This is a genomic window from Methylophilus sp. OH31 (assembly GCF_000576615.1).
In the GTDB taxonomy this organism is placed as follows: Bacteria; Pseudomonadota; Gammaproteobacteria; order Burkholderiales; family Methylophilaceae; genus Methylophilus.
Genome location: NZ_BAUS01000010.1, coordinates 32506 through 59493 on the forward strand (window position 1 = coordinate 32506; position 26988 = coordinate 59493).

The following is a 26988-nucleotide window of genomic DNA, read 5'->3' on the forward strand; positions in this document are numbered from 1 at the left end:
GCTTAAACTCCTTGTTTCTCGCCCCAGAGGATTTTGTGCAATTGCAATTGCATGCGCACCTTGAGGTGATCCTGCAAAATCCAGCTGGCCAGCGTTTCGCCACTGACATCATGAAAACTCGGGGAAAATAATTGGTCACAGTCCGCTGGAAATGGCCGGGTTTGTAACATCTGCTTGGCCCAGTCAAAATCTTCGCGACTGCAAATCACCCATTTCACTTCGTCCTCCGCTTTGAGCAAAGCCAGGTTTTCCCAACGGTTTTTGTCCACTTCGCCAGAACCAGGCGTTTTAATGTCCATGATCACTTTGACGCGCGGATCGACTGGCGCAATATCCATAGCACCACTGGTCTCCAATGACACCTGGTAACCAGCATCACTCAAGCGAGTCAATAATTCAATACATGGCTTTTGCGCCAATGGCTCGCCGCCCGTCACACAGACATAAGGCGTCCCATAAGCCGCAATCTGCTGCATGATGTCATCCAGCGTCATATTGTTGCCACCTTTAAACGCATACTCGGTATCACAATAGCCACAACGTAGCGGACAACCAGTCAGGCGGATAAAAATAGTAGGCAGGCCAACGCGCGAGCTTTCGCCCTGCAAGGAATAGAAAATCTCGAAAATTCTGAGTGTGGTCATGGGGATATAAAAAGTAAACGGGCAGATATTGCTATCTGCCCGCTATTATCGCCGAACTCGCGAAATTCTGCTATTTGATACTTTCCAGCACTTTCAAACGTTTTTGCGCACTTGGCGTCACTTCTGCTGACGGATAAGCGGCAATCAGGTCTTTCAAAGTCTTTTTGGCCGCCGGAATCTGGCCTAATTGAATCTGGCTGTTAGCCAAACTCAACATGGCATTAGGCGCCAAGGCATGCGCAGCATAACTATCCAAAAACTTTTGCTGCGTCGCAGCAGAAGATTTGTAGCTCTTGAGCGCAAACTGCGTGTAGCCCATGCCATACAGCGCATCCGGCACCAGCTTGCTGCCTGCATGGCTTTTCAAAAAGGCATCATAAGCATTAAACGCCTCTTTGTACTTGCCAGCCTGATTTAAAGACTCTGCTTCAGCAAACGCATTGGCTTCCTGCTGTGACACATCCGCTTTCGCATCTGCCGCACTACCGCCATTACCGTTAGATGATGACACTGGCAATTGCCCACTGCTGACTGACTGCGCCAACGTTTCCAGCTTGCGCACACGCGTATCAAGATCAGTGTATGCAGCCCCTTGCTTGGTACGCATATCCTCCAGCTGATGCGTCACAAGCTCAAGATCCCCCTTGAGCTGTGCCACATCCTGCCTCATCTGCTCCAGCTGATTTTGCATATCCAGCAAGCCCTTACCGTTAATCAGGGCTTCCAGGCTTTGCACACGCCGGTCCAGCGACTGCTGGGTACGCGTCAGGTCAGTGATGGCTTTTTGTTGCGCATCATGGTCAGTCGTTTGCTTGTTTTCCAGCTCGAAGATCCGCTTCCGGGCCTCGGTATCGTCAAACAAGGCTGCCTGGCTGACAGTCGACACTGTCAGGCCCAGGGTAATCAAAGCAACAGAGAGTCGCAAATTACTGACCTGCATAGACGATGTCTACGCGACGGTCTTGCTGGAAGCAACCGTCATCAGCACAATTCTGCTTCGAACGCTCTTCACCGTAGCTCACGGTTTCGATTTGGCTATCGCTCACGCCCAATACATTCAGCGCGTTTTTAACCGCTACTGAACGACGCTGACCCAATGCCAGGTTGTACTCGTGGGTACCGCGCTCATCGGTGTTGCCTTGCAGCACCACTTTAGTTTGCGGGTGCGCAACCAGGTATTTAGCGTGGTTAGCTACCAGGCCTTTGTACTCTTCACGAATCGCATCGCTGTCATAATCAAAGAACACTTGACGTTTAGCCAACTCAGCAGCGCTCAACTCATCTTTGCTGCTGTCAACATCAACGGTTTTGATATTAATTTTGTCTGTGCTGGCAGAGCTGTCAGCACCAGTGTTGCTTTGTGATTTGGCAATTGGGCGAGTCACGCTGGAATCTTCCACTTTTGCCGGGTTCATCGGGGTGCTTTTACAAGCAGTCAACACCAATGCAAGTGCTGCAACTGTCCAAATTGTCTTGTTCATACTTTCTCCTTAAAATGAGTGACTAAATAGATTGACCACGGATAGACTACTTGGGCGCTGCTTGTGCAGGTCCCCATGCAGGTTCACGAATATCTCCACCCGCTTCTGACAAACGCTGCCTGACCAGACCATCAACAGTGACGGTCGCCAGCGTGCCTTTGCCGCCAACACGGGTTGCGTACATAATGGTACGCGAATTAGGGGCAAAGCTGGGTGATTCATCTTGCGAGCCAGTGCTGAGCACTTTGACATCACCGCTGCCCAGATCCTGCACCGCCACCTTGAATGCACCGCCATCATTGCGGATATAGGTCAGATATTTACCATCTGGCGAAAAGCGCGGACCATCATTATAACTGCCTTCAAAGGTTACCCGTGAAGCCGAGCCACCGGACGCGGACACTTTATACACTTGCGGGCGCCCGCCACGATCAGAAGTGAAGTATATCCATTGCCCATCCGGTGAGAATGCAGGCGATGTATCAATCGCACTACTCTTCGTCACTTGCTGCAAATTAGAACCATCGGCAGAAATGGTATAAATCTGTGAGTTAGCACCATAGGTCAATACGACAGCCAGCTTGCTGCCATCGGGCGACCAGGCTGGCGCACTGTTATTGCCTTTAAAATTGGCAACAATTTTACGCTCACCAGTGTACAGGGATTGCACAAATACGATGGGTTTCTTTTTCTCAAATGACACATAGGCCATTTTGCTGCCATCAGGCGACCAGGAAGGTGAAATAATCGGCTCATTGGATGACACCAGCGTTTGCGCATTAAAGCCATCGTAATCTGCAATCTGCAAAGTGAAACGCTTACCAACTTTGGTTACATAGGCGATGCGTGTCGAAAACGCGCCTGGTTGGCCGGTGAATTTTTCATAGATCTGGTCAGCAATCAAATGCGCCACATGGCGGTACTGGCTGGGCGAGACGGTGTAGGTCAGTTGCAGCAAAGCAGTTTGGCGCAACACATCCATCACTTGCACAGACACTTTTAAATTACCGCCCGCTTGTTGCACTTCACCCAAGCTTAGGCCTTGCGCTTTCAATGCCGTCCAGTCAGTGTATTTAATTTGCGCAGCATTGGTTGGCAACGCAGGCATGCCGCTGGTATTGATAATGCGGAACATGCCGCTACCGCGCAAATCGTTGCTGATAATTTCATGCAAACGGCTGCCAGATTGGGCGCTACCGGATTCCGCCATGGGCAGAATCGCAATCGGGATCTGGATCGCGCTACCGCCACTGATCTCGAGCTCCAGAGCAGCCTGGGCCGGCAGCGTGAACATCCACACCAGTAGGCTAGCACCAATTGTGTGAGACAAAAAATGGATCAAACCATTTTTGAGATTTTGCATGGTTACAGTTTTATTCATTTTGGTTTGCTTATATACAAGAATTATAACGAAAAGCTTGTTCAGCGTCATTGCTCTATTAGCTACGCGGCCTGAACTTCAAACGTATCTGATCCACCATTTTCTTGCGGGCGGCCGGATCATCGGGCATATCAAACGGTTTTGCAGCCAAAATGGCGCGGATCACCGCGTCATCACAAACAGCATCACCGGAACCTTTGACCAGCTTGGGCATACCAGATATATCACCCGAATTGGTCATTTGTATGTCAACCAGCAACTCCGGATTGGTCACTGGACACAAGCCAGAGTTAACATTATTGCGAATCTTGCGACTCATCAGCCCCATGTAATAGCTAAGCACAGAAGGATCAACCGCACCGGCTGCGGCTGATTGCTGCGCATCCATATCCTGTTGACGCATGGCGTCCTGAATCTTTTTCAGCTTATCCTCTTCCTCTTGCTTGCGCAGCGCTTCCTGAATTTTCTTCAGTTTTTCTTCCTGCTTTTTCTGCTCAAGTTCTTTCTTTTTCTCTTCGTCTAAGAGACGTTTTTTCTCATCTTCCCGTTTTTTGAGTGCAATTTCCGCTTCTTGTTCCGCTTGTTTGACTTGCGGCTCCGGCGGGGCCACTTTTTCTGGCGGCTTAGGCTCGGGTGGTTTGGGTTCTGGCTCAGGCCGCGGCGGCGGTGGAGTAGGCTCCACAGGTTTTGCGGCCGGCTTGGATGGCTGCTTACTGGGCAAACTATCCCACAGAGTAGCTTCCATCACGCTAGGATTCACGTGCACGGCTTTCCAGTCGACCATGAAAATCATGCCCAGAAATAGCAGCACATGCATCAGCACAGACAGCATGGCTGCGCGTTTGCGTATGACCTGATCTTGTGGCGACAATACGATCTTCATCTGTTTTAAATCACTAAACGCTTACTTTTCGTTTTGAAACAACAAGCCAACCTGATTCACTTGCGCCTGCTTCAATAAATCCATGACTGACACCACTTCACCATAAGGCGTGTTCTTGTCAGCAGACACTACCACAGGCTTTTCCGCCTCAGCCAGACGCTGGCGGATCAATGCCAGCATGTCATCGCGCTGCATTTCCTTGCCATCCATGAGAACGGTGCCCTCTTTTTGCACAGTGACCACAATCGGGTCGCCACTTTGCTTAAGTGCCTGACCAACTTTGGGTAGCTCTACCATGCCAGGATTGGTCATGGGGGCGGTCACCATAAAAATCACCAGCAACACCAGCGTGACGTCGATATAAGGCACGACGTTAATCTGGTTCATCATGCGCCGTTTACGCGTTCTGCTCATCGCGACTCCAATCAGGCTCTACGTTGCAAAATGTTGGTAAATTCTTCGATAAAGCTCTCGTAGCGCACGGACAGACGGTCAACCCCTGCCGCAAAGCGGTTATAGGCAATCACGGCCGGAATCGCCGCAAACAGGCCGATCGCCGTCGCCACCAGTGCTTCAGCAATGCCTGGTGCCACTTGGCTCAGCGTAGCTTGCGCCACATTAGACAAACCACGGAACGCGTTCATAATGCCCCATACCGTGCCAAACAGGCCGATGTAAGGGCTGACGGAACCGACTGACGCAAGGAATGGCAAATGCGAATCCAGGTAATCCAGTTCACGGTTATAAGAGGCACGCATGGCGCGACGTGTGGCTTCCATCACGTCACTCACTTCGGTATCTTTTTGCTGTTTGTAACGGATAAACTCCTTGAGGCCCGCCTGGAAAATACTGGCCATGCCCTGGGGTGTTTTTCTGCCTGCAGTAATGCGCTCATACAATTCGTTCAAATCACCACCGGACCAGAACTGCGCCTCAAACTGGTCTACATTTTCATTGGCAGCCTTCAATGAAAATACTTTAATGAAGATATACCACCAGGAGACCAGTGAGGTCAGCAGCAGGATCAGCATCACCAGTTGGACTGGTAAACTGGCCCCACTCACCAGGGTAAAAATCGACATATCGTTCGCTACATTCATGAAGACTCCAGTGCAATTTTGAGTCGGGCCGGAATACCCGTTGGTTTAAATGAATCCGCATCCACGCAGGCCACCTTGACCTGCGCCTCTATTAAAATCGTTTCGCCACACGTAATCTGCTGCTGGCAGCTAAAACTGCCACGCTTCATCTCGATCAAGCGTGATACTACCTGTAACTGGTCATCCAGCCTGGCTGGTTTTTTAAATTGCAGTTGCATGCTGTGTACCACAAACAGCACCTGCTCTTGTTGCTTTAACGCAGCCTGGGCAAAACCCGCAACGCGCAACCATTCTGTCCGTGCGCGCTCCATAAAGTTCAGGTAGCGACTGTGATACACCACGCCACCCGCATCGGTATCTTCGTAATACACACGCACCGGCCACACAAACATATTATTGCCCGGCGCTTTGCCACAGCTCGCCAGAGGTCATGCTGGCAGGGGCTTTCAGGCCAAAATGCTGATAAGTCATCAGGGTGGCGACACGACCGCGCGGGGTACGCATGATATAGCCTTGCTGGATCAAATAAGGTTCCAGCACATCCTCAATCGTATCGCGCTCTTCACCAATGGCCGCCGCCAGGTTATCCAGGCCCACTGGCCCGCCACCAAACTTCTCAACCACAGCCTGCAACAGTTTACGGTCCATCACGTCCAGCCCCTGCTGATCGACATCCAGCATTTTCAACGCTGCGTCCGCCACTTTATCCGTCACCACGCCATCAGACTTCACCTGCGCGTAATCGCGCACGCGGCGTAGCAAACGGTTGGCAATACGTGGCGTGCCACGTGCGCGGCGCGCAATTTCAGAAGCGCCCGCCTGCTGCATCTCGACTTCAAGCAAGTTGGCAGAACGGCTGACAATCTTGGCCAATTCGTCATGGCTGTAAAATTCCAGCCGTGCAACGATACCAAAACGATCACGTAAGGGATTGGTCAGCATACCGGCACGCGTGGTGGCACCCACCAGCGTAAATGGCGGCAAATCCAGGCGCACACTGCGCGCAGCCGGGCCTTCGCCGATCATGATATCCAGCCGGTAATCTTCCATGGCCGGGTACAAAATCTCTTCAACCACCGGGCTTAGGCGGTGGATTTCGTCAATAAACAGGACATCGTTAGGTTCAAGATTGGTCAGCAACGCGGCCAGATCGCCAGCACGCTCCAGCACCGGGCCCGAAGTCATGCGTAGATTGACGCCCATTTCTTTGGCAATAATATGGGCAAGCGTGGTTTTACCGAGACCGGGAGGGCCGAACAGCAGCACATGATCCAGCGCTTCCTGGCGGCCACGGGCGGCATTGATAAAAATTTCGAGTTGACCGCGCGCTTTTTCCTGCCCCACATACTCATCCAGTACTTTGGGGCGCAATGCACGTTCCAGCGCCTCCTCTTGGGTGCTGGCAGTGGCAGGAGCGACGAGTCTATCAGTTTCAATCATGGGTGGTCGGTAGTGAAGTGCAAAGCAAATTTAGTCAACAAAAACCCTCATTGCCGGTCGCGTATTGTCAGTCACTGGGAGAAGTTATTTTTTGTCATGATACCATGCGGCGTTTGACTATCACAGACCATGGCTATTGACTGCGATGCCTCACTTGGCCAGATACTTCAAAGCCTGGCGTATACCATCGCTGACACTGATGCCTGGTTCCAGCAATTTGACGGTCGCAGAAGCTTCACGCTCGTTATAACCCAGCGCCACCAGCGCATTGAGAATATCGTCCGTGGCCGCTTTAGCCGAAGGCTGCGCCGAAGTAGAGCCAGTCACGACAAACTTGTCTTTGAGCTCCAGCAGCAAACGCTCGGCGGTTTTTTTGCCGATACCAGGAATACGCGTGAGCAATGAGACTTCTTGCTGGCTGACGGCCAGCATTAAATCATTGACGCTAACGCCACTGAGAATAGACAGCGCAGACTTGGCACCAATACCGTTCACCTTCAGCAATTGCTTGAAGGTATTTTTTTCCTGCTCGCTGCCAAACCCATACAGTAATTGCGCATCTTCACGCACCACCATATGCGTCAATATTTGCAACGGCTGGCCCAGCTCAGGCAAGTTGTAGAAAGTGCTCATGGGCACCTCCACTTCATAGCCGACGCCATTGCAATCAATCACAATCAGGGGCGGCGACTTTTCCAGCAAACGGCCTTGCAAACGCGCAATCATATTAATCTTCCATTTCTGACTCTTAAACCGGTGGTGGCCAATGCCCCCAGGCCCTGCCCACCATGCGCATGACAGATGGCACACGCTAATGCGTCTGCTGAATCCGGACTGGGGGTTGCAGGTAATTTGAGCAAGCGTTTGACCATCTCTTGCACTTGCTCTTTTTGTGCATGGCCATTACCGACCACAGCCTGCTTCACCTGCAACGCCGTATATTCGGCCACCGGCAATTGCCGGATCACTGCTGCTGAAATCGCCGCGCCACGCGCCTGTCCCAGCAACAAGGTCGATTGCGGGTTGACGTTCACAAAGACTTTTTCAATCGCCACTTGTGTCGGCTGATAGGTGGCGATCACCTCAAACAAACCATCCAGGATCACTTTAAGGCGCTCCGGCAAGGCTTCTTTTTCTGGCTCGCCCTCTGCACTCTTTTTAGCAGAAGCCGTTTTAATCACGCCGCTGGTGACATACGACAACTTGCCATCCACCGCTTCGATCACACCAAAGCCGGTCACTCTTAAGCCAGGGTCTATGCCCAATATGCGGTGTACGGCCATTAGCAAGCTGTTGACCACATGCCAGCGAACAGCACCAATTAAACCTCTTCAATCACGGCAGAAGTGTACACATCCTGCACGTCATCCAGGTCTTCCAGCATATCGAGGATTTTTTGCATTTTGACTGCATCATCACCTGTGAAAACCACTTCATTAAGTGATTTCATCGTAACTTGTGCCATCACTGCTTTCAGCCCGGCCGCTTCCAGCGCCTCTTTCACGGTGATAAAGTCGTTTGGTGCAGTGACCACTTCAATACTGCCGTCTTCATCCGCAATCACATCTTCTGCGCCTGCTTCGAGCGCGACTTCCATCACCGCATCTTCGGAGACACCCGGCTCAAACACCAATTGGCCACAGTGCTTGAACATAAACGCCACGCTGCCATCGGTGCCCAGATTGCCACCATGCTTGGTTAAGGCATGGCGCACGTCCATGACGGCGCGCTGGCGGTTATCAGTCAGGCAGTCAATAATAATGGCGGCACCATTGATGCCATAGCCTTCATAACGAATCTCTTCATAACTCACGCCTTCCAGTTCGCCCGTACCTTTTTTAATGGCACGCGTGATATTGTCTGACGGCATATTCTCTTCTTTAGCTGCAGCCACCGCCGCACGCAAACGCGGGTTCATGGCGGTATCGCCACCACCCATGCGCGCAGAAACCGTGATTTCCTTGATCAGCTTGGTAAAGATTTTGCCGCGTTTGGCGTCCTGACGGCCTTTACGGTGCTGAATATTGGCCCATTTACTATGCCCAGCCATAGTGCTTCCTTGTATTTTTTAACAACGTTGTTGAAGTAATTTAAGCCGCTGATTTTACCACAGCCGCCCAATCACCAAACGACCGTCGTACACAACAAAAAAGGCCTGACAATGTCAGACCTTTTATAAAGTCGGCTTCAATTATTGGCTTTTGCCGTAACCGGGTCGCATCATGAGGATCGAAATCAGGCTGAGCGAAAAGATAATCAACGCCATCCCTATCATTTCCAGATGATCCGGCACTTCGTTCAGCTGTATCCAGGCCGCAATCACGCCGATCACCGGCGCCAGCATGGAGGCCATACTCGCCACGCCAGCAGGCAACCGCTGCAAGGCAAACAGCCATAATAACCAGGCCAGCGCACCACACAGCACCACGTTAAACAATACGGCACCGATCAAATAAGGCGACCAATCAATCGCTGGCGCAGGCACCAGCCAGGCGATCAGCACCATGGGCAAGGAACCCAGCAACATCGGCCATGCCGTCAGGTTGATCAAGTCCAAGTTCGGATGGCGCCTGTGCAACTGCTTGGTCATGATGGCCGACAACGCCCATGACACGCCAGACAACACGGCCAGCAACATACTAAAACTATCCGCACGGATATGTAGCGGATCGAAAATAAACAGCATGCCAAGCACCGCGGCAATGACGGCCAGCCATTGCCAGCCGTGCACACGTTCGCCCAGCATCGGCCAGGCAAACAGCAAGGTCCAGAAAGGCATGGTATAGGTCAGCACGGCCGTTTTACCCGCGCCGCCCTCTACCAGCGCCCACATAAGCACACCGGTAAAACCGACATTCTGCAAAATACCCAACAGCAGCATGGTCGGAAACTCGGTTAAACCCATGGGACGGCGCGTCACATACAACACCAGGAACAACACCAGCGCACCAAAAAACGTACGCATGGCCGCAAACTGGAACGGCCCGGCATATTGCAGCGCGCTCTTCATCACCACCCAGTTATAGCCCCAGATGATGGTGAGTACCAGCAGCGCGGTCAGCGCTTGCGAACGTTGTTTGATCAGTTGATCCATGAGCCTTGTTCCATCGAAGTATGTTCCCTGTGTATTAATTCCAGATATGTGTCACAGCCAGCCATTGGCCATCCGCTTGTTTCTGGAAAACAACCTGTACATTGCCGCCAAACTGCTGCTTGACACCATCTTCGCCGATCAAGGCACCTGCCCAATTACCGGTTTGTGTTGCCAGCGTGTCAGTCACCACCGCTTCTTTCATGGTCAGCGCATGTTCAATCACGCCAGCCTCAATCAAGCCACCGAAAAACTCGGCCACCGCCTGACGACCTTTGACCACCTGACCGGCAGGTGCTGGCATCACAATCGCGTCATTGGCATACAAGGCCGCAATCGCCTGGGCATTTTTGCTGTTAAACGCGGCGTCAAATTGCTGGTTCAATGCGATTAAAGTATCTACAACAGTTGCCATGGTGAAACTCTTTCATTAAAAATTGAATTTACTGATTAAAATCCCAGGCAGACATCCCGAGGTCTATCACACCTAAAATCGCTTGCAAATCATTGCGTTGCTGCTCACTTAAGCCCCGCATGCACAACCGTAAGCGTGTGTAGTAATCCGGCATCACGGCATCCAGTTTGGCCTGGCCTGCCGCTGTGAGCTGGATTTTGACACTACGCCGGTCTTCAGGCACAGAGATACGCTGTACCAGGCCGCCCTGCTCCAGGCCGTCGAGCAAACCAGTCATGGTTGCACGCGTCACGCCCAGCTTTTCCGCCAGCACTGAAGGCGTAGACGTCAGGTCAGCTTCGCGCATAAGTAAAATCAGCACCCACCAACGGCCTTGCAGCAAATCATGCTTGCTCAGGCAGGCGTCCAGCGCCACGGACAAATCAGTCGCCACCCGCAGCAGCATTAAAAAGCTGGCAATAGACGTCACATCTGCTGCGGGGTACCGTTGGGCAAACCGCTGCAAAATTTCTTGGGTAGGGAGATCTCTAAGTTGCAACATAATTAGCTACATTATAGTTAGCTAGCTAATTATGTCAACTGGGCAAATTTAAGTGAAACAAATATGTTACTAACTACCACATCGGTGTATATTAACTATCCGTGCCCTATGAAAGGAGGAAGTGATGAAGACGCTTCAACAAGTACTCTCTCATAAAACACACCAAGGCATCATCAGTATTGCGCCCAACCGACCGGTGTACGATGCATTGGTCATCCTGGCGGAATACCAGATCGGTGCACTGGCGGTGATCAAGGATGGCGAACTGGTCGGCATTTTCTCTGAACGAGACTATGCACGCGAAGTGATCCTCAAAGGCCGCTCATCCAAAACCACCACCATCAGCGAAGTCATGACCGAGAAGGTGATTACCGGCAAACCGGCAGAGATGGTGGAATCGGCCATGAGCACCATGCTGGAAAAACGCATCCGCCACCTGCCTGTGGTCGACAATGGAAAAATGCTGGGCATGCTGTCGATTGGCGACATCCTCAAAGAAACCATCAGCCACCAGCAAGAGCTTATCAAGCAACTGGAAAGTTATATCCATAGCTGATTTGCCAGCTGCCATAACATAGCAAAAAAGGGAGCACTGCTCCCCTTATGGTTTTATATGGCGTCGATCACTGATTAACTCAAATACCTGGCGACCATTGCATTATGCAAGGCCGTGGCGGCAATTGGCAATTTCACGAAATGGCCGCTGCCTGCGGCTTGCTGTACGGGTTCACCCCGCTTATCGAACAACTGCTCAACCACAATATCGCGATTACCGCTGGGGTGGATTAATTGCAATCTATCACCCACGGCAAATTTATTACGTGCCTGAATCGAGGCAAGACCGCGCTCGACATCGTAATCCACGACATCACCGACATACAAACTTCGGTTGGCGCTGGAATGCCCTTGTACGTAATTCTGGTGCTCGGCAGTATGGTGGCGCTGGTAAAAACCATCGGTATAACCACGGTTAGCCAGGTTTTCCAGCTCGCCCAGCAAACGCCAGTCAAACGGGCGTCCCGCCACGGCATCATCAATCGCCTGACGATAGTTCTGGCTGGTGCGAGCCACGTAGTAACGTGACTTGGTGCGGCCCTCGATCTTGAGTGAATCCACGCCCAGCGCAATCAGTTTTTCCACATGCTCAATCGCGCGCAAATCTTTACTGTTCATGATATAGGTGCCGTGCTCGTCTTCCATGATAGGCAGCAATTCGCCAGGACGACCTTTTTCCTCAATCAAGTACACCTGCTCGGCTGCCGGATGCCGCGGCAAGGAACCACAAGAAGATAAACTGGATTTCTCCATTTCCGCCTGAAAATCAAACTCTTTCAAACGGATCACGCCTGCTGCATCCGGCTGCGCGTCGTGCACTTTGTAATCCCAACGGCAACTGTTGGTACAGGTGCCTTGGTTGGGGTCACGCGAGTTGAAATAGCCAGACAATAAACAACGGCCGGAATAGGCGATACACAAAGCACCGTGTACAAACACTTCCAGTTCCATCTCCGGGCACTCCTGGCGGATTTCGGCAATTTCATCGAGGGATAATTCACGTGACAGAATCACGCGCGTGAGTCCCATGCGCTGCCAGAATTTGACCGCAGCGTAATTGACCGCATTGGCCTGCACGGATAAATGAATAGGCATCTCCGGCCATTGCTCGCGCACCATCATGATCAGGCCAGGGTCGGCCATAATCAGTGCATCCGGTTGCATATCTATCACCGGCGCCATATCGCGCATATAGGTTTTCACCTTGGCGTTGTGCGGCGAAATATTGCTGGCGACAAAAAACTTTTTGCCACGTGCATGCGCCTCTGTAATACCAATCGCCAGATTCTGCATCGAGAAATCATTTTCACGCACCCGCAGGCTGTAGCGCGGCTGGCCCGCATAGACTGCATCCGCACCATAATCAAACGCGGTACGCATGCGGTCTAGGTCACCCGCCGGGGCTAATAACTCAGGAGACTTCATTACCGTATTTCCATTTCAACACGCAGTGTTTGCATTTACTCACCGATAATTTTCACCAGCACGCGCTTATTGCGGCGGCCATCAAACTCACCGTAAAAAATTTGTTCCCAGGGGCCAAAATCCAGCTGACCTTCAGTAATCGCTACCACTACTTCACGGCCCATGATCTGGCGCTTGATATGCGCATCGGCATTATCCTCGCCGGTATCATTGTGGCGGTAGCCACTCACAGGCTCATGCGGGGCCAGTTTTTCCAGCCACACTTTGTAGTCATGGTGCAGACCGCGCTCGTCGTCGTTAATAAATACACTGGCAGAAATATGCATGGCGTTGATCAACACCAGACCTTCTCTAACGCCACTCTCGCGAACACACGCCACCACATCCTGCGTAATATTCTTGAAGTCCATACGCGCGGAAATGTTAAACCACAGCTCTTTACGAAAACTTTTCACTTTGTCCCCTTTCCTAAAGCGGTTATTTTAGCACTGCGATTAAACAGTCATTTGCCATAAAACAAAAAAGGCCTCTAAAAGAGGCCTGATCTGCAACATTTCATCTAGCTGTGGACATCCAAGGTTTGCGTAAAGGTTTTACCTTCATTGTCGGTGGCCACCACCTCCAGCTTGCCCGGCGCGTCTGGAATAAAACTGAATTTCATATAAGGATCTTCACTGGTCCCCACACCGACATCCACCGTCATCACTTCTTTACCATTGTAGGTAAAGGTCGCCTTATTGATGTAAAACGCAGGCACATAACCTTGTGAGACCAGGTCGCGCTGCAAGCCGGTACGCATCACGTGGCGAATATTGAAGGTCGCCGTGGCTGGTTCACCAAACTTGGGCGCATCCACGTTCAATTTAATTTTGCCGGCGGCCGCGCGCACCTCGGCTTCATTATTATCCACGGTACCGCCGCAGCCACCCGCCGCGCGAATTTCACGCTTGCCCATATATAGCTTGCCATCGGCCGTTTCACCAATCAACCTGACAAAAGAATCCGTTTCCTGGCGGATACGGGTTGCCATCTGAAAGCCGTTCAGCATGTCGGTTAAATGGTAGGTCGAGGCCAATTGAATCGGGTTGGCATCGACAATAACATACAGCTTCTTCAGCACCACGCCATTGGCCGCTGCCTTGTCATAGATAAACGTCACCGGCACTTGTGCACCGCTCTCGGCGCGGCGCGGCGCTTCAATTTTAAGAAAGTCGACTTCCTGAATATCGCGCTTGGGAAAGAATGCCTCTTTGACCACCGCCCATAATTTTGGATCAGCTTCTGCCTGCGCCAAACCGGTCAACCCAAAGGCCAACACACCTAACATCATCACCCATGTTTTCTTCATACATTTCCCCATCTGCTGATTATTGATTTCATTTGCATGAAAAGGATTTTCTTATGCTTTAACCATCAGAATATGTGATGCACATCACACTCGCGATCAAATCTTACTTGGGTCACCTGAAGGTCGCATCTCGTAATTCGGGTCTGCATATTCGGAAAAGTTTAATTCCACGCCATTGCCCGCCGGGTCGCGCATATTGATCTGACGGATACCATTGGCCAGGATACGTGTGGTATAAGTCACGCCCCGCGCCTGCAGATTGGCTTCCATCGCATCCATGTCGTTACAGTTGAATGAAACATGGTCATAGACGCCATGCACGTGCAGTTGCGGTGGCTCAGCGGTTTTATATTCCGCCAGGTGTACCACGGCCTGCTTGCCAATATACAACCAGTAGCCATACGTCGTGCTGGCCACCCGTTTACCAACCGTCAAGCCCAGCACATCGCAATAAAAATCGCGCAACAGATGCATGGTGTCGCGATCGGTGCGAAAGTTGACGTGATCAATTCCTGTCAATGGCATGATTTTCCAATCTATTTAGTGCCGTATCAAAAGTGTGTGCAAAGCGTCTGCGCAATATAGTACAAAAATCAGTGTCCTTCAAATTGACACAGGGCAAAGGTTTGGACGCCGCTGGCCTGTAAATGTTGCATGCCAGACAAGGCAGGCAAGTCAATAACGAATCCGGCATGCTCCACCACACCACCCAACTGCCGTATCAAGCCAAGCGCGGCTAACGCCGTGCCGCCGGTTGCTATCAAATCATCAATCAGCAACACACGTTCACCGGCAACAATCGCATCGGCATGCAACTCGAGCGCATCTTCACCATACTCAAGCGCGTAAGACTGCCGAATGACACTGGCTGGCAATTTACCTGGCTTACGCACCGGCACAAACCCCAGCTTTAATCGATTGGCAAGGGCGGCACCTACAATAAACCCGCGCGCCTCAATACCGACCACCTTATCCAGCACGACATCCGCATAATGCAAGGCCAGCGCATCAATCGTAGCATTAAATGCCAGCGGATCCTTGAGCAAGGTCGTGATATCGCGAAACTGGATGCCTGCTTTCGGATAATCGGCAATCGTCCTAATGTGCGCACTCAAATTAATCATACGGTTACCGCCAATAAAAAACGCGCCCACCCAAGGCAGACGCGTTTAAAGAGTTCGTGTGAGTTGTCACACAAGCCAGCCAGGCTTAGCTGCCAGCTGCGTTTTGCTGACGTACGCGAATATGTAATTCGCGCAATTGTTTCTCGTCGACCTCGTTCGGCGCATTGGTCATCAGACATTGCGCGCGCTGGGTTTTCGGGAAAGCAATCACGTCACGGATAGACTCGGCACCTGCCATCAAGGTCACCAGGCGATCCAGGCCAAAAGCCAGACCACCGTGCGGAGGTGCACCGTACTGCAATGCATCCAGCAAGAAGCCGAACTTCTCTTGCGCCTCTTCCTTGCTGATTTTCAGTGCATCAAACACTTTGGACTGGATGTCTTGTTTGTGGATACGCACAGAACCGCCGCCCACTTCCCAGCCGTTTAATACCATGTCATAGGCTTTGGACAAACAAGCGCCTGGATTGCTGACCAGCAAATCTTCATGGCCATCTTTAGGCGCAGTGAACGGGTGATGCAAGGCCACCCAACGGTCACCGTCTTCATCGTGCTCGAACATCGGGAAATCCACCACCCACAATGGCGCCCACTGACGGCCATCGACATGGCCTTTTTCGTGGCCGACCTTGGTACGCAAGGCACCCAGCGCTTCGTTCACGATTTTGGCTTTATCGGCACCGAAGAAGACGATGTCGCCGTTTTGTGCGCCTGTGCGCTCAATAATGGCTTGCAGCGCATTGACGTGAATATTTTTCACAATCGGGCTTTGCAGGCCTTCTTCATTCAATTTGGTGATGTCATTGATCTTGATATAAGCCAGGCCTTTGGCACCGTAGATTTTAACAAACTCGGTGTAGGCATCAATTTCAGAACGGCTGATCGCAGCGCCGTTAGGCACGCGGATCGCCGCCACACGGCCACCAGCCATATTGGCGGCACCGGCAAACACTTTAAAGTCGACATCTTTCATCACATCGCTGAGTTCAGTGATTTCCAGTGTCACGCGCATGTCTGGTTTATCTGAACCATAACGGTTCATCGCTTCAGAGAAAGGCATGCGTGGAAATTTGGCAGGCAGATCGACATCCTGAATTTTTTTCAGCATGCGGCGGATCATCTCTTCGACGATATCCATGATTTCATTTTCTTCCAGGAAGGAAGTTTCAATATCGACCTGGGTGAATTCTGGCTGGCGGTCCGCACGCAAATCTTCGTCACGGAAACATTTGGTGATCTGGAAGTAACGATCAAAACCGGACACCATCAACAATTGTTTAAACAATTGTGGCGATTGCGGCAAGGCAAAGAACATGCCGTGATGTACGCGGGATGGCACCAGGTAGTCACGCGCACCCTCAGGTGTCGAACGTGTCAGCATCGGTGTTTCAACCTCGATAAAGCCGTTATCATCCAGATAGTCACGCAGGTTTTTCGCCACCTTGTAACGCAACATAAGGTTTTTCTGCATGGCAGGGCGACGCAGGTCGATATAACGATGCTCCAGACGCACAGTCTCGGTCAGGTTGTCGTCATCCAGCATGAATGGTGGCGTCAATGAAGCGTTCAACACTTCAATTTCAGTCGCCAGCATCTCGACTTCACCGGTAGGCAAGTTCGGGTTAACGGTGCCTTCAGGGCGCGCGCGCACTTTACACACCACACGCAAGACAAACTCGCTACGTACGGTTTCAGCAATGGCGAATGCGTCTTTGGTATCCGGGTCAATCACAATTTGCGCCAGGCCTTCGCGATCACGCAAATCAATAAAAATCACGCCCCCGTGGTCGCGACGACGGTGGGCCCAGCCACACAGTGTCACGGTTTGTCCGATATGTTCGCGGTTCAGGTGACCGCAATAATGTGTACGCATCATAATAATTTTATAAAGTTAAAGTGGTGTTGCAGTTAATGATGTTTAGGCAAGGGCGCCACTGTACCCATGCTGATGATGTATTTCAAGGCCTGATCCACACTCATATCGAGTTCTATCACTTCGGACTTAGGCAGCATGAGAAAGAACCCAGAAGTCGGGTTAGGCGTGGTCGGCACATAAACGCTGACATACTCGCCCTGTAAATGGTTGGCAACATCACCGCCGGGCATACCGGTCAAAAAGGCGATGGTCCATGAACCCTGGCGTGGATACTGAATCAACAATGCCTGGCGGAATGCATTGCCGGAATCCGAGAACAGCGTGTCAGACACTTGCTTGACGCTGGAATAAATGGATTTAACGACCGGCACGCGGATCAGCAAGCCTTCCCACAACTCGATCAACTGCTGGCCGAAGATATTGGTTGCCACCAGGCCAGTCGCCAGCACAATCGCCACGGTCAATATGACACCAAAGCCCGGAATATCCACACCGAGCAAGGCTTCCGGGCGCCAGGCAACCGGCAGCAACAGCAAACTTTGATCCAGTGTTTGCACTAAAGTTTTGAGCACCCACACCGTAATAAATAATGGGACCAGTACCAGCAAACCTGTAATGAAATATTTTTTCATGCGTCTTGTTTTTTAATGGCAGGCACAACCTGGGTTGCACTTGGCAGCCTCGGTCGTTGTGGCAGATTCTGTGGATTTACTGCTGCTTGTTGCCGGCTTGTTTTTGAAATCGGTCGCGTACCAGCCACTACCGGTCAGTTGAAAATTAGGAGCAGACACCTGCTTGCTAAATGTCTCTTGCGCACACTTGGGGCACGCCTCAACAGAAGGCGCGGACACTTTGCGCATCAGCTCTTGCTGGTAACCACACGCGGTACATTGAAAATCGTAGATAGGCATTTGTTAACACAACCTGAAGGGCAACTTGCTGGAAAAATTTCACCAAGTGCAAATTATACCTGATTCGCGTTACAAATCACCAAAAGCACAGCGATGTATTTGAATTGAAAAGACTTTAAGGAGCACGATATGCAACAACTCTCACTCAAATTACCATTTATGCTGACTATGCTGTTTTTTCTGGGATTAGCCAGCCGCGACCTCAACATACATCACCCTATGCTGACACTTGGTAAACAAGCACAACCGGGCAAAATGGTGACATTACACCTGGCGGATTTACTCTACGCCGAACCGACACTCAAAATCAGAAAAGTAGAGTAGCCGCTGCGCCAAAAGCGCAGTGATTTAGAGCTGCGCGTCGTAAGCCGCCTGGTCCAGCAAAGACGCCACACCACTGGCATCAGGCGCCAGCTTGAATAACCAGGTAGCGTACGGATGATCGTTGATCTTCTCCGGCGAAGACAGTGCTTCTTCATTAATGGCCTGTACTACGCCGGACAAAGGCGCATAAATATCCGAGCCTGTTTTGACCGACTCAATCAAGCCACACACACTGAATTGTTCCACGGACTGGCCGACTTTTGGCGGATCCACAAACACCACATCACCCAGCATATTCTGTGCGTAATCAGTGATCCCGACCAACCATGCCCCATCTTCGGACTGAGCAGCCCATGTGTGGTCTTTAGAAAAGAAGTATTTCAAGCCTGCTGACATATGATTTAAAAATCAAAAGTTTAGTAGATAATTATTGTGCCACAGTCTGCGAAACGCGCCAAAACTTATTCAGGTAAGTCAAAAAGCGGTTTAATTTTTTACACGAAAAAATTGCGATAAGTGATTGACTCTGAATAATAACTGGGCAATAATGAGTCGGGTTTTCGGAAGGTTGATTATGAGTTTTTACAAGCATTGCCTTAAAGTGTTGCTAATGTGTTCCATCGCTTTTGCACCTGCGGGTCAAGCCATAGCAAAGTCACCTTCTAAAAAACAGACCGTTTCTGCCGCCAAGAGCAAGAAATACAGCACGCGATCCTCACAATACCGCGTCAACCCGGACAAAACCAAATCCATGCGCCCGGTTAAACTGCATGCGCATGCCAGAAAATCAGCCAGACCTGCGATTGATGCAGAAATGTTTGATTCTTTCGAAGGTAAATCCGGTAGCCATGGCAACCTGTCCATCGCCTCCACCAAAGCGCTGGTGATGAACCAGAACACGCACGAAATCATTTATTCCAAAAATCTGGATACGCCGACACCCATCGCCTCAGTGACTAAACTGATGACTGCCATGGTGGTGCTAGATGCAAAACTGAATTTGAATGACCAGGTCTCGATTACTGAAATGGACGTGGATTACCTGAAAGGCACCTCTTCACGCCTGCCGGTTGGCACGACCATGACGCGCGAAGACATGCTGAACCTGGCATTAATCGCTTCAGAGAATCGCGCCGCCTCTGCGCTGGCCACCAACTACCCGGGCGGCAAAGCGCGCTTTATTCAAGACATGAATGCCAAGGCGGCCAGCCTGGGCATGATGAACACCCATTTTGAAGACTCTACCGGCCTCACCAGCAACAACGTGTCTACGGCCATGGACCTGGCAAAAATGGTACACGCGGCGTATCAATACCCCTTGATTCGTCAAATCACGACGACTTCTGACTACGACCTGAATGTTGGCAGCAGACGCCAGCCTATACACTTCCACAACACCAATGCGCTGGTACGTGAAAGCACCAACAGCAGCTGGGAAATTGGTTTATCAAAAACAGGGTATATCAGCGAAGCTGGACGCTGCCTGGTGATGCAGGCGACCATTGCTGGCGAGCCGCTGATTCTGGTGTTGCTGGATTCCGTTGGCAAACTGACCCGTATCGGCGATGCCAGACGCATCAAAAAATGGATGGAACATAACTACAGCACCCTGACCTCACACAACGACGGTGGCATTGTGCTGACTGGGCTGTCAATGAGCAAAACACTGGGCGACGAAGCCAATTAACAGTCAACCGAATACAATAAAAAACCCGCGAGATTCGCGGGTTTTTTATTGTCAGCGCCATTTGATTTAGCGCCACCACAGGCTAACTAATGTTCAGCACCATCAAACTCAGGATCATAGCCCTCAGTAATCGCAGCTTTTTGCTTATGCTCTTTCCACTGCTTGCGTAGCACGTCTTTTTTCTCAGGGCTCAAACTCTGAAACTGCTGATAACGCTTGCGCGCATTTTCACGCTCATACGGCGTCATGCGGCTCCATTTCACCAATTGATGCTGAATGCGCTGCTGTTTCTGCGCATCCATCTTGGGGTATTCTTTGGCAATATCCAGCATTTTCTCGCGCTGCCATGGGCGTAGCGTATCCCACTCACCACCCAAAGGCGATAACACTGCGCGCTGCTGATCAGTCAGGTGCGACCACGTCACATTGGCAGCAGGATCAGCAGGTGACAGATCATTTTTGATCGCGCCGATATCCGCCATCGCCAGCCAGCGCTGGCCAGAATCATATTCAGCCGCACGAGCACTCACAGGCAAACTACCGCTTGTGCACACAGCCCATACTACCCACCCTAATAAAACAGAATGATTTTGCATCATTTCTCATTGTTCCATTGACACATTATTTTCTTCATCCAGCCAAATATTGCTTTCAATCCAGCTGGCCATTCAAATATTTTCTGAATATTGCCAGGCGTCGAATCCGCTATCGACAAAAGCCTCGACAGGCAAATCATCGCTCAGCAGCATCGCATCATCGTTATTGCTGGCGGACAGGACAAATAGCCCGACCGCAAAAAATACAGACAAGGCCGCCATACCGGCCATCCTCGGATGGCCAAAAGAGGCCCAGGACAATACATCTGCCCAAGCATGCCCAGACTGGCTTGATTGTGCAAATTTCGCTAATGCAGCCAGTCGCGCTTCTGCCAGTCGAGCTTCTACCTCAGCCGGTAAAGGCCGATCATCGTGCTTCAGCCACTCAACACCTTCGCGCAGAGGGGTAGGCAAGTCGTCTTCTGGATGACGTTGTTTCCTCATGGCTTTACTCCTTCTTTAGTAACTTGCGGGTTCCGATCCCGGCTTGCTCTAACAATGTAGATAACGCACTGACCGCTCTCGAACAATGCGTTTTGACACTTCCTTCTGAACAACCCATGACCGATGCCGTTTCAGCAACATCCAACTCTTCCCAATAACGCAGCACGAATGCTTCTCGTTGACGTAAAGGTAATTTTGCCAATGCCTTTTCGATCAGGGCCATGATTTGCGACCGCTCCAATTGGTCAGAGGGGTCACTGCCTGCACTTTCAACCTCTATGGTTTCCAGCGGATCATAATCTTCGTCATCGGACTGGCCGAAAGACGAAAACAGCGTGGTCCACAGGTTACGCACCTTCTGCCGACGCCAGTAATCCCGCATGGTATTTTGCAGGATACGCTGGAACAACATGGGGTATTCTTCAACAGGTTTGCTGGCATATTTATCAGCCAGTTTTAACATGGCATCCTGCACAATATCCAACGCAGCATGGTCATCACGCACCGCATACGCGGTTTGCCTGAATGCCCGCTTTTCAACTTGTCGTAAAAAATCCGATATTTCTTGCGCACTCGCCACTACAAATCCTCTTCCCCGAGATCACCAGTGTTTGCCACTGACGCACGTGCTTTTTTCGCGATATTGTTGTGAATTATGAGCTGTCATCACAGAAATATGCACCGTTTTATCTCCCTGTCCGTTGCGAGTATATCAGTTTTAAATTTATTTACTGTTAGAATAAGCCCGATAGTAGCGAAAGTTCGGCCACCCTTTATGACGACCAAAAAAATAAATTCTATCACCCTGCTCGATCCGTCGCACACACGTCACGCCTGCGCCGCCAGCCGCACGACTACGGAGTCAGTTGCATGACGGCAACCACGATCACCGCCCTCGAAAAAACACCAGACAGCCAGCATCTGCGGCTTTACAGCCTGTTCCGCCTGGGCGCCTCAGGCATGTTGTTCGGCAGCCAGCTCTGGCCCTACTTTAGAAACGCCCCCTCAGAGCCTTCACTCTCATTCTGGTTACTGTTGATTTTCTTTTTGTACGCGATTGCCGTCAGCGTTAGCTTTGAATCACTGCAATGCAAGCGTGGCATGGCATTAAAAATCCAGACCAGCCTGGATATCGTGTTTTTAGTGCTGATGATGCACTTTTTGCCGGGCAACCAGAGCGGCATCGGCTTACTGCTGATTGTGAACATTATTTTTGCCGGCCTGATCAGTGATGGCCGTTTTGCCTTGTTTTATGCCGCCATTGCCACCATCGGCATCTTGCTCGAAAACACCTTCCAGATCATCCATCGTAACTTGCCACTCAACGATTTCAGCAATGCGGTGGTCCTTTCCCTAAGCTGCTTCGCCACCGCCTGGCTGGCGCAAACATTGACGGCGCGCATGCAACGCAGTGAAAATCTTGCGACACAGCGCGGCCAGGATATTGAATACCTGGCTAAAACCAATGCGCTGATTACGCAAGAGATGCCGAATGGCGTGCTGGTGATTGACCAGCATCAGCAACTTAAACACTACAACCAGCAAGCGTGCAAACTGCTAGGGCTGGAAGAGATGACGCTGCAAGCCGCCATCCAACTGCAAACCCCGCTCGCAGAGCTAATGCCTGCCGTGATGCAATCACTGCAATCCTCCCCGGCCAACAAGCTCGCCGCGACTGACGCCACCAAACTCGGTATTAACAATCGCGACCTGGGCATACGCTTCCACCCCATTTCTGAAAGTATTGATAATGGTGTGGTGATTTTTATTGAAGACTGGTCACAAATTCAAACCCAGGCGCACCAGGTGAAGCTGGCGGCATTGGGGAGACTGACCGCCAATATTGCGCACGAAATCCGCAATCCGCTCAGTGCGATCAGCCATGCGACACAATTGATGCAGGAAGACACACAGCAACCTGGCACGCAGCGTATGCTGCAAATCATTTCTGACAATGTGCAACGGCTGGATCAAATTATCAAGGACGTGCTAGAACTCAACCGCCGCGACCGCACCAATCAGGAACAGCTTAATATCAACCACTTTGTGCAAGAGTTCTACCAGCAATTCTGTGCCGTGGAAAAGATAGACCTCAGCAGCTTTACATTGGATCTGCCAGCCAAAGAAAGCGCGATCGTGTTTGACCGCAGGCATATCAACCAGATTTTGTGGAATTTATGTAAAAATGGCTGGCGGCATAGCCAGCAGCATGCCCTCAGTTTGCAACTTAAAGTGGTGAGCGATAAAAGCGGTCAATTCATTCACGTGCACGTGAAAGATGACGGTAGCGGCCTGGATCCAAAAATACAGCCGCATTTGTTTGAACCGTTCATGACCACGGAAAAAACTGGCACCGGCCTGGGCTTATTTATCGCCCGCGAACTGGCCGAAGCCAATGGCGCAAAATTAAATTACACCAGTAGTGCCAATGGCACGCAATTTTCACTGACAGTTAAAAAGGCAATCGTTTAAATGGCAAACTCTTATCGCTGCCTGGTCGTCGATGACGAGACCGATATCCGCGAACTCGTGGTACTGACCCTAGAACGCATGGGCATACAAGCAGAAAGTGCCAGCTCGGTGACGGACGCAAAACACATGCTGAACTCATTCAGCTATGACCTGTGCCTGACAGATATGCGACTGCCAGATGGCCTTGGGCTGGAGCTGGTGCAATATATCAATGCGCAATTCCCTGGCCTTCCAGTCGCAGTAATTACCGCTTACGGCAGTGCAGAAAATGCGGTTTCTGCTTTAAAAGCGGGCGCCTATGATTACATCACCAAGCCGATTTCGCTTAAACAATTACGCCCACTGGTAGAGTCTGCGCTCAAACTGTCTTCACAAAAAGAATCGCAGGGTGCCAATACGGTAGACCTGATTGGCGCGTCACCCGCCATGGCTTACGTGCGCACCATGATCGCCAAACTGGCGCGCAGCCAGGCACCCGTTTATATCAGCGGCGAATCCGGCAGCGGGAAAGAACTGGCTGCCAGGCTGATTCACCTCAACAGCTCGCGTAAGGATCAGTCCTTTATCGCCGTGAACTGCGGCGCCATCCCCGAAAACCTGATGGAAAGCGAATTCTTTGGTTATAAAAAAGGATCGTTTACCGGGGCGATCCAGGATACGCTAGGCTTGTTCCAGGCGGCCAACGGCGGCACGCTGTTCCTCGACGAAGTCGCAGATTTACCGCTGGCTATGCAAGTCAAACTGCTGCGTGCAATCCAGGAGAAAAAAGTACGCGTCGTCGGCAGTACCAGTGAAGAAGCGGTGGATGTGCGCATTATTTCCGCCACACACAAAAACCTGAATGCCATGATGGAAAAAGGCGAATTCCGCCAGGACTTATATTACCGCCTGAACGTCATTCAACTCAAAATGCCGTCCTTGCGCGAGCGGCCGGAAGATATCCCTGAGCTAACTGAACGCTTGCTAGGTAAGCTATGCCAGATGCAGGCTATCGGCATCCCCGGCATCGCAGACGAAGCCAAGGTCTATATTCAGCAACTGCCTTTTCATGGCAATGTGCGTGAGCTTGAAAATATGCTGGAACGTGCGCTGGCATTATGTGACGGGGTCACCATTACGGTTGAAGACCTGTCACTGGATGAGATGCCCACCAGCCTCAGCGACAAGCCGGTGCTACCCTGGAATGCCCCCAACCTGGAAGAGCCCAGCCAGCCAATCCCGGCCATTCTCGCCGCCACACCACCACGCGAAAGTCAGCCAACGGCGCAGGCAACCCCAGGCAGTAGCACCATGTTGCCTATGGATATCAGCTTGTCTGACTATCTGGAAGATATTGAAAAACGCACTATTTTGCAGGCGTTGGAAAAAACCAATAACAACAAAACAGCAGCGGCTAAATTATTAGGCATCAGCTTCCGTACTCTGCGCTATCGTTTGTCCAAACTTGGCCTATCTAAAGAGCAAGATGCCGACTTGGACGATGCCGAAGGCGACGAGGAATAAAATAGCCAATAAAAAAGGGCGACTGCATAGTCGCCCTTTTAACATCTGTTTGATTAACTCAACACAATCGCCAGATAGGCTAGGTAGAACAAGCCATTCACCAGCAAATGCCACACCAGTAAGCCGCCTTTGGCAATGCGGTAACGTACCCAAATGGCTGCCAGCAAGGTAATCAATATGCCTAAAGCGACTTCCTGTCTTGGGGCCCAGTCAGTCAGCATAATACCAATGGCTGGTAACAGTGTGCCCTGAAACACCATGGCGCCTGTGATATTGCCAAACGCCAAGGTATCTTTACCTTTGCGTATCCACAAAATGCTGTTCACTTTTTCTGGCAACTCAGTCGCAATCGGGATAATCAGTAAAGACAGCAGCAAAGCAGACACGCCTAAAATCGCCGCCGCGGTTTCCACCTCGTTAATAAAGCCTTTGGCACCTGCAATCAACAGCCCCAGGCCAATCAGCAATTGCAACACAATGGTCGCCATATTGGTCGGCAAACCGAGTCTGGATAACATCATGATGTCTTCAGCCTCAGTCGCATGCCCCTCTTCTACCAGGCCTTTGGACGCTTTAATCGTCATCAGCACATACACAAAGTAGGTCAAAATCATCAGGATGCTGATGCCGTAACGCACCAATGCTTCGGTGTGCGGAATAAACATGGCGATGGTGGCGAAAATAAAGGCCAGAATAAAGAAGTTGAGGTCCCGAATCAGGCCAGTACGCTCAGGACGGATATGCCCATGCGCGCCACGACGCTTCAACACCGAGAACGCCATTAAGCTGATAGACAGCGTCGCCAGCATCAACGGTGCGCCCAAGATGGCGCCGACACCGATATCGTGCCCGGCATGACTGTCGCCGGTTGATGAGGTATAGGAAAAAATGGCCAGCAACGGCACCAGCGTCTCCGGCAATGCCGTGCCCACGGCGGCAAAAATAGAGCCGGTCACCCCTTCGGAAATACCCAGCCGCTCACCCAAATGTTCCAGGGCATTGGTAAAGACTTCAGCCGCTACCAAAATCAGCAGCAACATTAGCAATAATTGTAGAAAAACCATGACTGTTCCTGTCTGGCGGTAATCGATCTTGCATGCGGCCACCGCCTGCCCCGCATGTGCATGACAAACGTGTGCATGCGGGCGGAATCATAACGCAATTCGCCCAAATTCACCTACAATGTTCGCATGTCGCAAACACCTGTCTCTGCTATTCACATTGACTCCGCTGGCCTCGCCAGCTCAGTGCAATATATATTGTCGCCCAACCAGGATGAACGACCACAGCCTGCCGAAGTGGATATGATCGTCATCCACAATATCAGCCTGCCGCCCGACCAGTATGGCGGCCCGGGTATTATGCAATTGTTCACCAACCAGTTAAACCCGCAGGAACACTCTTATTACGCCGAGATTGCTCACCTCAAGGTCTCGTCACACTTTCTCATACGTCGCACAGGTGAATTATTACAATTTGTGAGCTGTAACCAGCGCGCCTGGCATGCCGGACTCTCACAATGGCAGGGCCGCGAACGTTGCAATGACTTTTCAATCGGCATAGAACTCGAAGGCAGTGACATTGAGGTGTTTGAAGATGTGCAATACATCAGCTTGCAAGCACTGATCAATGCCTTGCGACAACGCTATGCCATCAGGCACATTGTCGGGCATTCAGATATTGCGCCGGGACGCAAAACCGACCCCGGCCCATTCTTTGATTGGCAACGAATCACATAAGAAACAGA

The 26988-nt window shown here is 51.1% G+C and carries 34 protein-coding genes; 6 read left to right on the forward strand and 28 right to left on the reverse strand.

Translation table 11 applies throughout. The annotated features are described in order from the left end of the window. Positions 1-2: 2 nt before the first annotated feature. The 15 genes from queE to OH31_RS11730 all read right to left on the reverse strand — a co-directional run bounded on the left by queE (position 3) and on the right by OH31_RS11730 (position 10976). Positions 3-644: a 7-carboxy-7-deazaguanine synthase QueE gene (gene queE / locus OH31_RS11660; protein WP_024930872.1), complete on the reverse strand. Its 642-nt coding sequence runs from the start codon at positions 642-644 to the stop codon at positions 3-5. Between the two features lie 70 nt (positions 645-714). Then, positions 715-1584 (reverse strand): YbgF trimerization domain-containing protein, encoded by an 870-nt coding sequence (locus tag OH31_RS11665; RefSeq protein WP_024930873.1) that lies wholly within the window; start codon positions 1582-1584, stop codon positions 715-717. Continuing rightward, positions 1571-2125 carry a peptidoglycan-associated lipoprotein Pal gene (gene pal, locus OH31_RS11670; RefSeq protein ID WP_019883642.1) on the reverse strand — a complete coding sequence of 185 codons (555 nt, stop codon included), beginning with the start codon at positions 2123-2125 and terminating at the stop codon, positions 1571-1573. Before pal ends, OH31_RS11665 begins: the two co-directional genes overlap by 14 nt. 46 nt (positions 2126-2171) lie before the next feature. Further along, complete coding sequence (gene tolB / locus OH31_RS11675; protein ID WP_024930874.1) at positions 2172-3506, reverse strand: Tol-Pal system beta propeller repeat protein TolB; 1335 nt, start codon at positions 3504-3506, stop codon at positions 2172-2174. Between the two features lie 58 nt (positions 3507-3564). Further along, on the reverse strand, positions 3565-4389 hold the full coding sequence (locus OH31_RS11680; RefSeq protein WP_024930875.1) for a cell envelope integrity protein TolA: 825 nt from the start codon (positions 4387-4389) through the stop codon (positions 3565-3567). 21 nt (positions 4390-4410) lie between these two features. Next, positions 4411-4803, reverse strand: a complete 393-nt coding sequence (locus tag OH31_RS11685) for an ExbD/TolR family protein (protein WP_019883647.1) — start codon at positions 4801-4803, stop codon at positions 4411-4413. 11 nt (positions 4804-4814) lie between these two features. Beyond that, the gene (gene tolQ, locus OH31_RS11690) at positions 4815-5489 is read right to left on the reverse strand and encodes a protein TolQ (RefSeq protein ID WP_019883648.1); all 675 of its coding nucleotides are present in this window, start codon (positions 5487-5489) and stop codon (positions 4815-4817) included. Next, the gene (ybgC, locus tag OH31_RS11695; RefSeq protein WP_024930876.1) at positions 5486-5881 is read right to left on the reverse strand and encodes a tol-pal system-associated acyl-CoA thioesterase; all 396 of its coding nucleotides are present in this window, start codon (positions 5879-5881) and stop codon (positions 5486-5488) included. Before ybgC ends, tolQ begins: the two co-directional genes overlap by 4 nt. 1 nt (position 5882) lies before the next feature. After that, positions 5883-6929 (reverse strand): Holliday junction branch migration DNA helicase RuvB, encoded by a 1047-nt coding sequence (ruvB, locus tag OH31_RS11700; RefSeq protein WP_024930877.1) that lies wholly within the window; start codon positions 6927-6929, stop codon positions 5883-5885. A 150-nt stretch (positions 6930-7079) separates the two neighbouring features. Then, positions 7080-7655, reverse strand: a complete 576-nt coding sequence (gene ruvA, locus OH31_RS11705; RefSeq protein WP_024930878.1) for a Holliday junction branch migration protein RuvA — start codon at positions 7653-7655, stop codon at positions 7080-7082. Next, positions 7652-8212 carry a crossover junction endodeoxyribonuclease RuvC gene (ruvC, locus tag OH31_RS11710; RefSeq protein WP_024930879.1) on the reverse strand — a complete coding sequence of 187 codons (561 nt, stop codon included), beginning with the start codon at positions 8210-8212 and terminating at the stop codon, positions 7652-7654. The genes ruvA and ruvC overlap by 4 nt, the downstream gene beginning before the upstream one ends. A 38-nt stretch (positions 8213-8250) precedes the next feature. Continuing rightward, positions 8251-8979: a YebC/PmpR family DNA-binding transcriptional regulator gene (locus tag OH31_RS11715; RefSeq protein ID WP_019883655.1), complete on the reverse strand. Its 729-nt coding sequence runs from the start codon at positions 8977-8979 to the stop codon at positions 8251-8253. Positions 8980-9120: 141 nt separating this feature from the next. Continuing rightward, positions 9121-10023 carry a DMT family transporter gene (locus OH31_RS11720; protein WP_024930880.1) on the reverse strand — a complete coding sequence of 301 codons (903 nt, stop codon included), beginning with the start codon at positions 10021-10023 and terminating at the stop codon, positions 9121-9123. Positions 10024-10057: 34 nt separating this feature from the next. Beyond that, positions 10058-10435 carry an SgcJ/EcaC family oxidoreductase gene (locus tag OH31_RS11725; RefSeq protein WP_019883657.1) on the reverse strand — a complete coding sequence of 126 codons (378 nt, stop codon included), beginning with the start codon at positions 10433-10435 and terminating at the stop codon, positions 10058-10060. Between the two features lie 28 nt (positions 10436-10463). Then, positions 10464-10976, reverse strand: a complete 513-nt coding sequence (locus tag OH31_RS11730; protein WP_024930881.1) for a MarR family winged helix-turn-helix transcriptional regulator — start codon at positions 10974-10976, stop codon at positions 10464-10466. 124 nt (positions 10977-11100) lie between these two features. Here OH31_RS11730 and OH31_RS11735 point away from each other — a divergent pair, with 124 nt between their 5' ends. Further along, the gene (locus OH31_RS11735) at positions 11101-11532 is read left to right on the forward strand and encodes a CBS domain-containing protein (RefSeq protein WP_024930882.1); all 432 of its coding nucleotides are present in this window, start codon (positions 11101-11103) and stop codon (positions 11530-11532) included. A gap of 74 nt (positions 11533-11606) precedes the next feature. Here the strand turns inward: OH31_RS11735 and yegQ are convergent, their stop codons facing one another. The 8 genes from yegQ to OH31_RS11775 all read right to left on the reverse strand — a co-directional run bounded on the left by yegQ (position 11607) and on the right by OH31_RS11775 (position 18215). Continuing rightward, positions 11607-12956: a tRNA 5-hydroxyuridine modification protein YegQ gene (yegQ, locus tag OH31_RS11740; RefSeq protein WP_024930883.1), complete on the reverse strand. Its 1350-nt coding sequence runs from the start codon at positions 12954-12956 to the stop codon at positions 11607-11609. A 35-nt stretch (positions 12957-12991) separates the two neighbouring features. Beyond that, positions 12992-13411 (reverse strand): secondary thiamine-phosphate synthase enzyme YjbQ, encoded by a 420-nt coding sequence (locus tag OH31_RS11745; RefSeq protein ID WP_024930884.1) that lies wholly within the window; start codon positions 13409-13411, stop codon positions 12992-12994. A 104-nt stretch (positions 13412-13515) separates the two neighbouring features. Further along, positions 13516-14304: a quinoprotein dehydrogenase-associated SoxYZ-like carrier gene (locus OH31_RS11750; RefSeq protein ID WP_024930885.1), complete on the reverse strand. Its 789-nt coding sequence runs from the start codon at positions 14302-14304 to the stop codon at positions 13516-13518. Between the two features lie 96 nt (positions 14305-14400). Further along, the gene (locus OH31_RS11755; RefSeq protein ID WP_019883663.1) at positions 14401-14829 is read right to left on the reverse strand and encodes a VOC family protein; all 429 of its coding nucleotides are present in this window, start codon (positions 14827-14829) and stop codon (positions 14401-14403) included. Positions 14830-14897: 68 nt separating this feature from the next. Further along, positions 14898-15428 (reverse strand): adenine phosphoribosyltransferase, encoded by a 531-nt coding sequence (locus OH31_RS11760; RefSeq protein WP_024930886.1) that lies wholly within the window; start codon positions 15426-15428, stop codon positions 14898-14900. A gap of 85 nt (positions 15429-15513) precedes the next feature. Next, positions 15514-17304, reverse strand: coding sequence for an aspartate--tRNA ligase (aspS, locus tag OH31_RS11765; RefSeq protein WP_019883665.1), 1791 nt, complete (start codon positions 17302-17304; stop codon positions 15514-15516). A gap of 32 nt (positions 17305-17336) precedes the next feature. Further along, entirely contained in the window at positions 17337-17936 is a 600-nt protein-coding gene (locus OH31_RS11770) for a DUF502 domain-containing protein (protein WP_019883666.1), read from the reverse strand. Between the two features lie 12 nt (positions 17937-17948). Beyond that, positions 17949-18215 carry an FmdB family zinc ribbon protein gene (locus OH31_RS11775; protein ID WP_019883667.1) on the reverse strand — a complete coding sequence of 89 codons (267 nt, stop codon included), beginning with the start codon at positions 18213-18215 and terminating at the stop codon, positions 17949-17951. A 129-nt stretch (positions 18216-18344) separates the two neighbouring features. Here OH31_RS11775 and OH31_RS11780 point away from each other — a divergent pair, with 129 nt between their 5' ends. Further along, positions 18345-18539 (forward strand): hypothetical protein, encoded by a 195-nt coding sequence (locus OH31_RS11780; RefSeq protein WP_019883668.1) that lies wholly within the window; start codon positions 18345-18347, stop codon positions 18537-18539. Positions 18540-18563: 24 nt separating this feature from the next. On the opposite strand, the gene OH31_RS11785 is transcribed toward OH31_RS11780, so the two are convergent. Further along, positions 18564-18935: a glycine cleavage system protein H gene (locus tag OH31_RS11785; protein ID WP_024930887.1), complete on the reverse strand. Its 372-nt coding sequence runs from the start codon at positions 18933-18935 to the stop codon at positions 18564-18566. 214 nt (positions 18936-19149) lie between these two features. Here OH31_RS11785 and pbpG point away from each other — a divergent pair, with 214 nt between their 5' ends. Next, positions 19150-20226: a D-alanyl-D-alanine endopeptidase gene (gene pbpG, locus OH31_RS11790; protein ID WP_024930888.1), complete on the forward strand. Its 1077-nt coding sequence runs from the start codon at positions 19150-19152 to the stop codon at positions 20224-20226. A gap of 86 nt (positions 20227-20312) precedes the next feature. On the opposite strand, the gene OH31_RS11795 is transcribed toward pbpG, so the two are convergent. From OH31_RS11795 to OH31_RS11805, 3 genes are all read right to left on the reverse strand, one after another. Next, positions 20313-20756 (reverse strand): DUF3106 domain-containing protein, encoded by a 444-nt coding sequence (locus OH31_RS11795; protein ID WP_024930889.1) that lies wholly within the window; start codon positions 20754-20756, stop codon positions 20313-20315. A gap of 138 nt (positions 20757-20894) precedes the next feature. Beyond that, a complete protein-coding gene (locus OH31_RS11800; protein WP_024930890.1) occupies positions 20895-21266 on the reverse strand; it encodes a DUF3619 family protein in 372 nt (123 codons plus the stop codon). Between the two features lie 4 nt (positions 21267-21270). Next, positions 21271-21846 carry an RNA polymerase sigma factor gene (locus tag OH31_RS11805; RefSeq protein ID WP_024930891.1) on the reverse strand — a complete coding sequence of 192 codons (576 nt, stop codon included), beginning with the start codon at positions 21844-21846 and terminating at the stop codon, positions 21271-21273. A 290-nt stretch (positions 21847-22136) separates the two neighbouring features. Here OH31_RS11805 and OH31_RS11810 point away from each other — a divergent pair, with 290 nt between their 5' ends. Together OH31_RS11810 and OH31_RS11815 are read left to right on the forward strand one after the other, a co-directional pair. Further along, positions 22137-23738, forward strand: a complete 1602-nt coding sequence (locus OH31_RS11810) for a nitrogen regulation protein NR(II) (RefSeq protein WP_024930892.1) — start codon at positions 22137-22139, stop codon at positions 23736-23738. Further along, entirely contained in the window at positions 23739-25241 is a 1503-nt protein-coding gene (locus tag OH31_RS11815; RefSeq protein ID WP_024930893.1) for a sigma-54 dependent transcriptional regulator, read from the forward strand. It begins immediately after the preceding gene. A 53-nt stretch (positions 25242-25294) separates the two neighbouring features. Here OH31_RS11815 and OH31_RS11820 read toward each other — a convergent pair whose 3' ends face one another. Next, entirely contained in the window at positions 25295-26305 is a 1011-nt protein-coding gene (locus tag OH31_RS11820; protein WP_024930894.1) for a sodium:calcium antiporter, read from the reverse strand. 126 nt (positions 26306-26431) lie between these two features. Here OH31_RS11820 and ampD point away from each other — a divergent pair, with 126 nt between their 5' ends. Next, on the forward strand, positions 26432-26980 hold the full coding sequence (ampD, locus tag OH31_RS11825; protein WP_024930895.1) for a 1,6-anhydro-N-acetylmuramyl-L-alanine amidase AmpD: 549 nt from the start codon (positions 26432-26434) through the stop codon (positions 26978-26980). Positions 26981-26988: the final 8 nt, after the last annotated feature.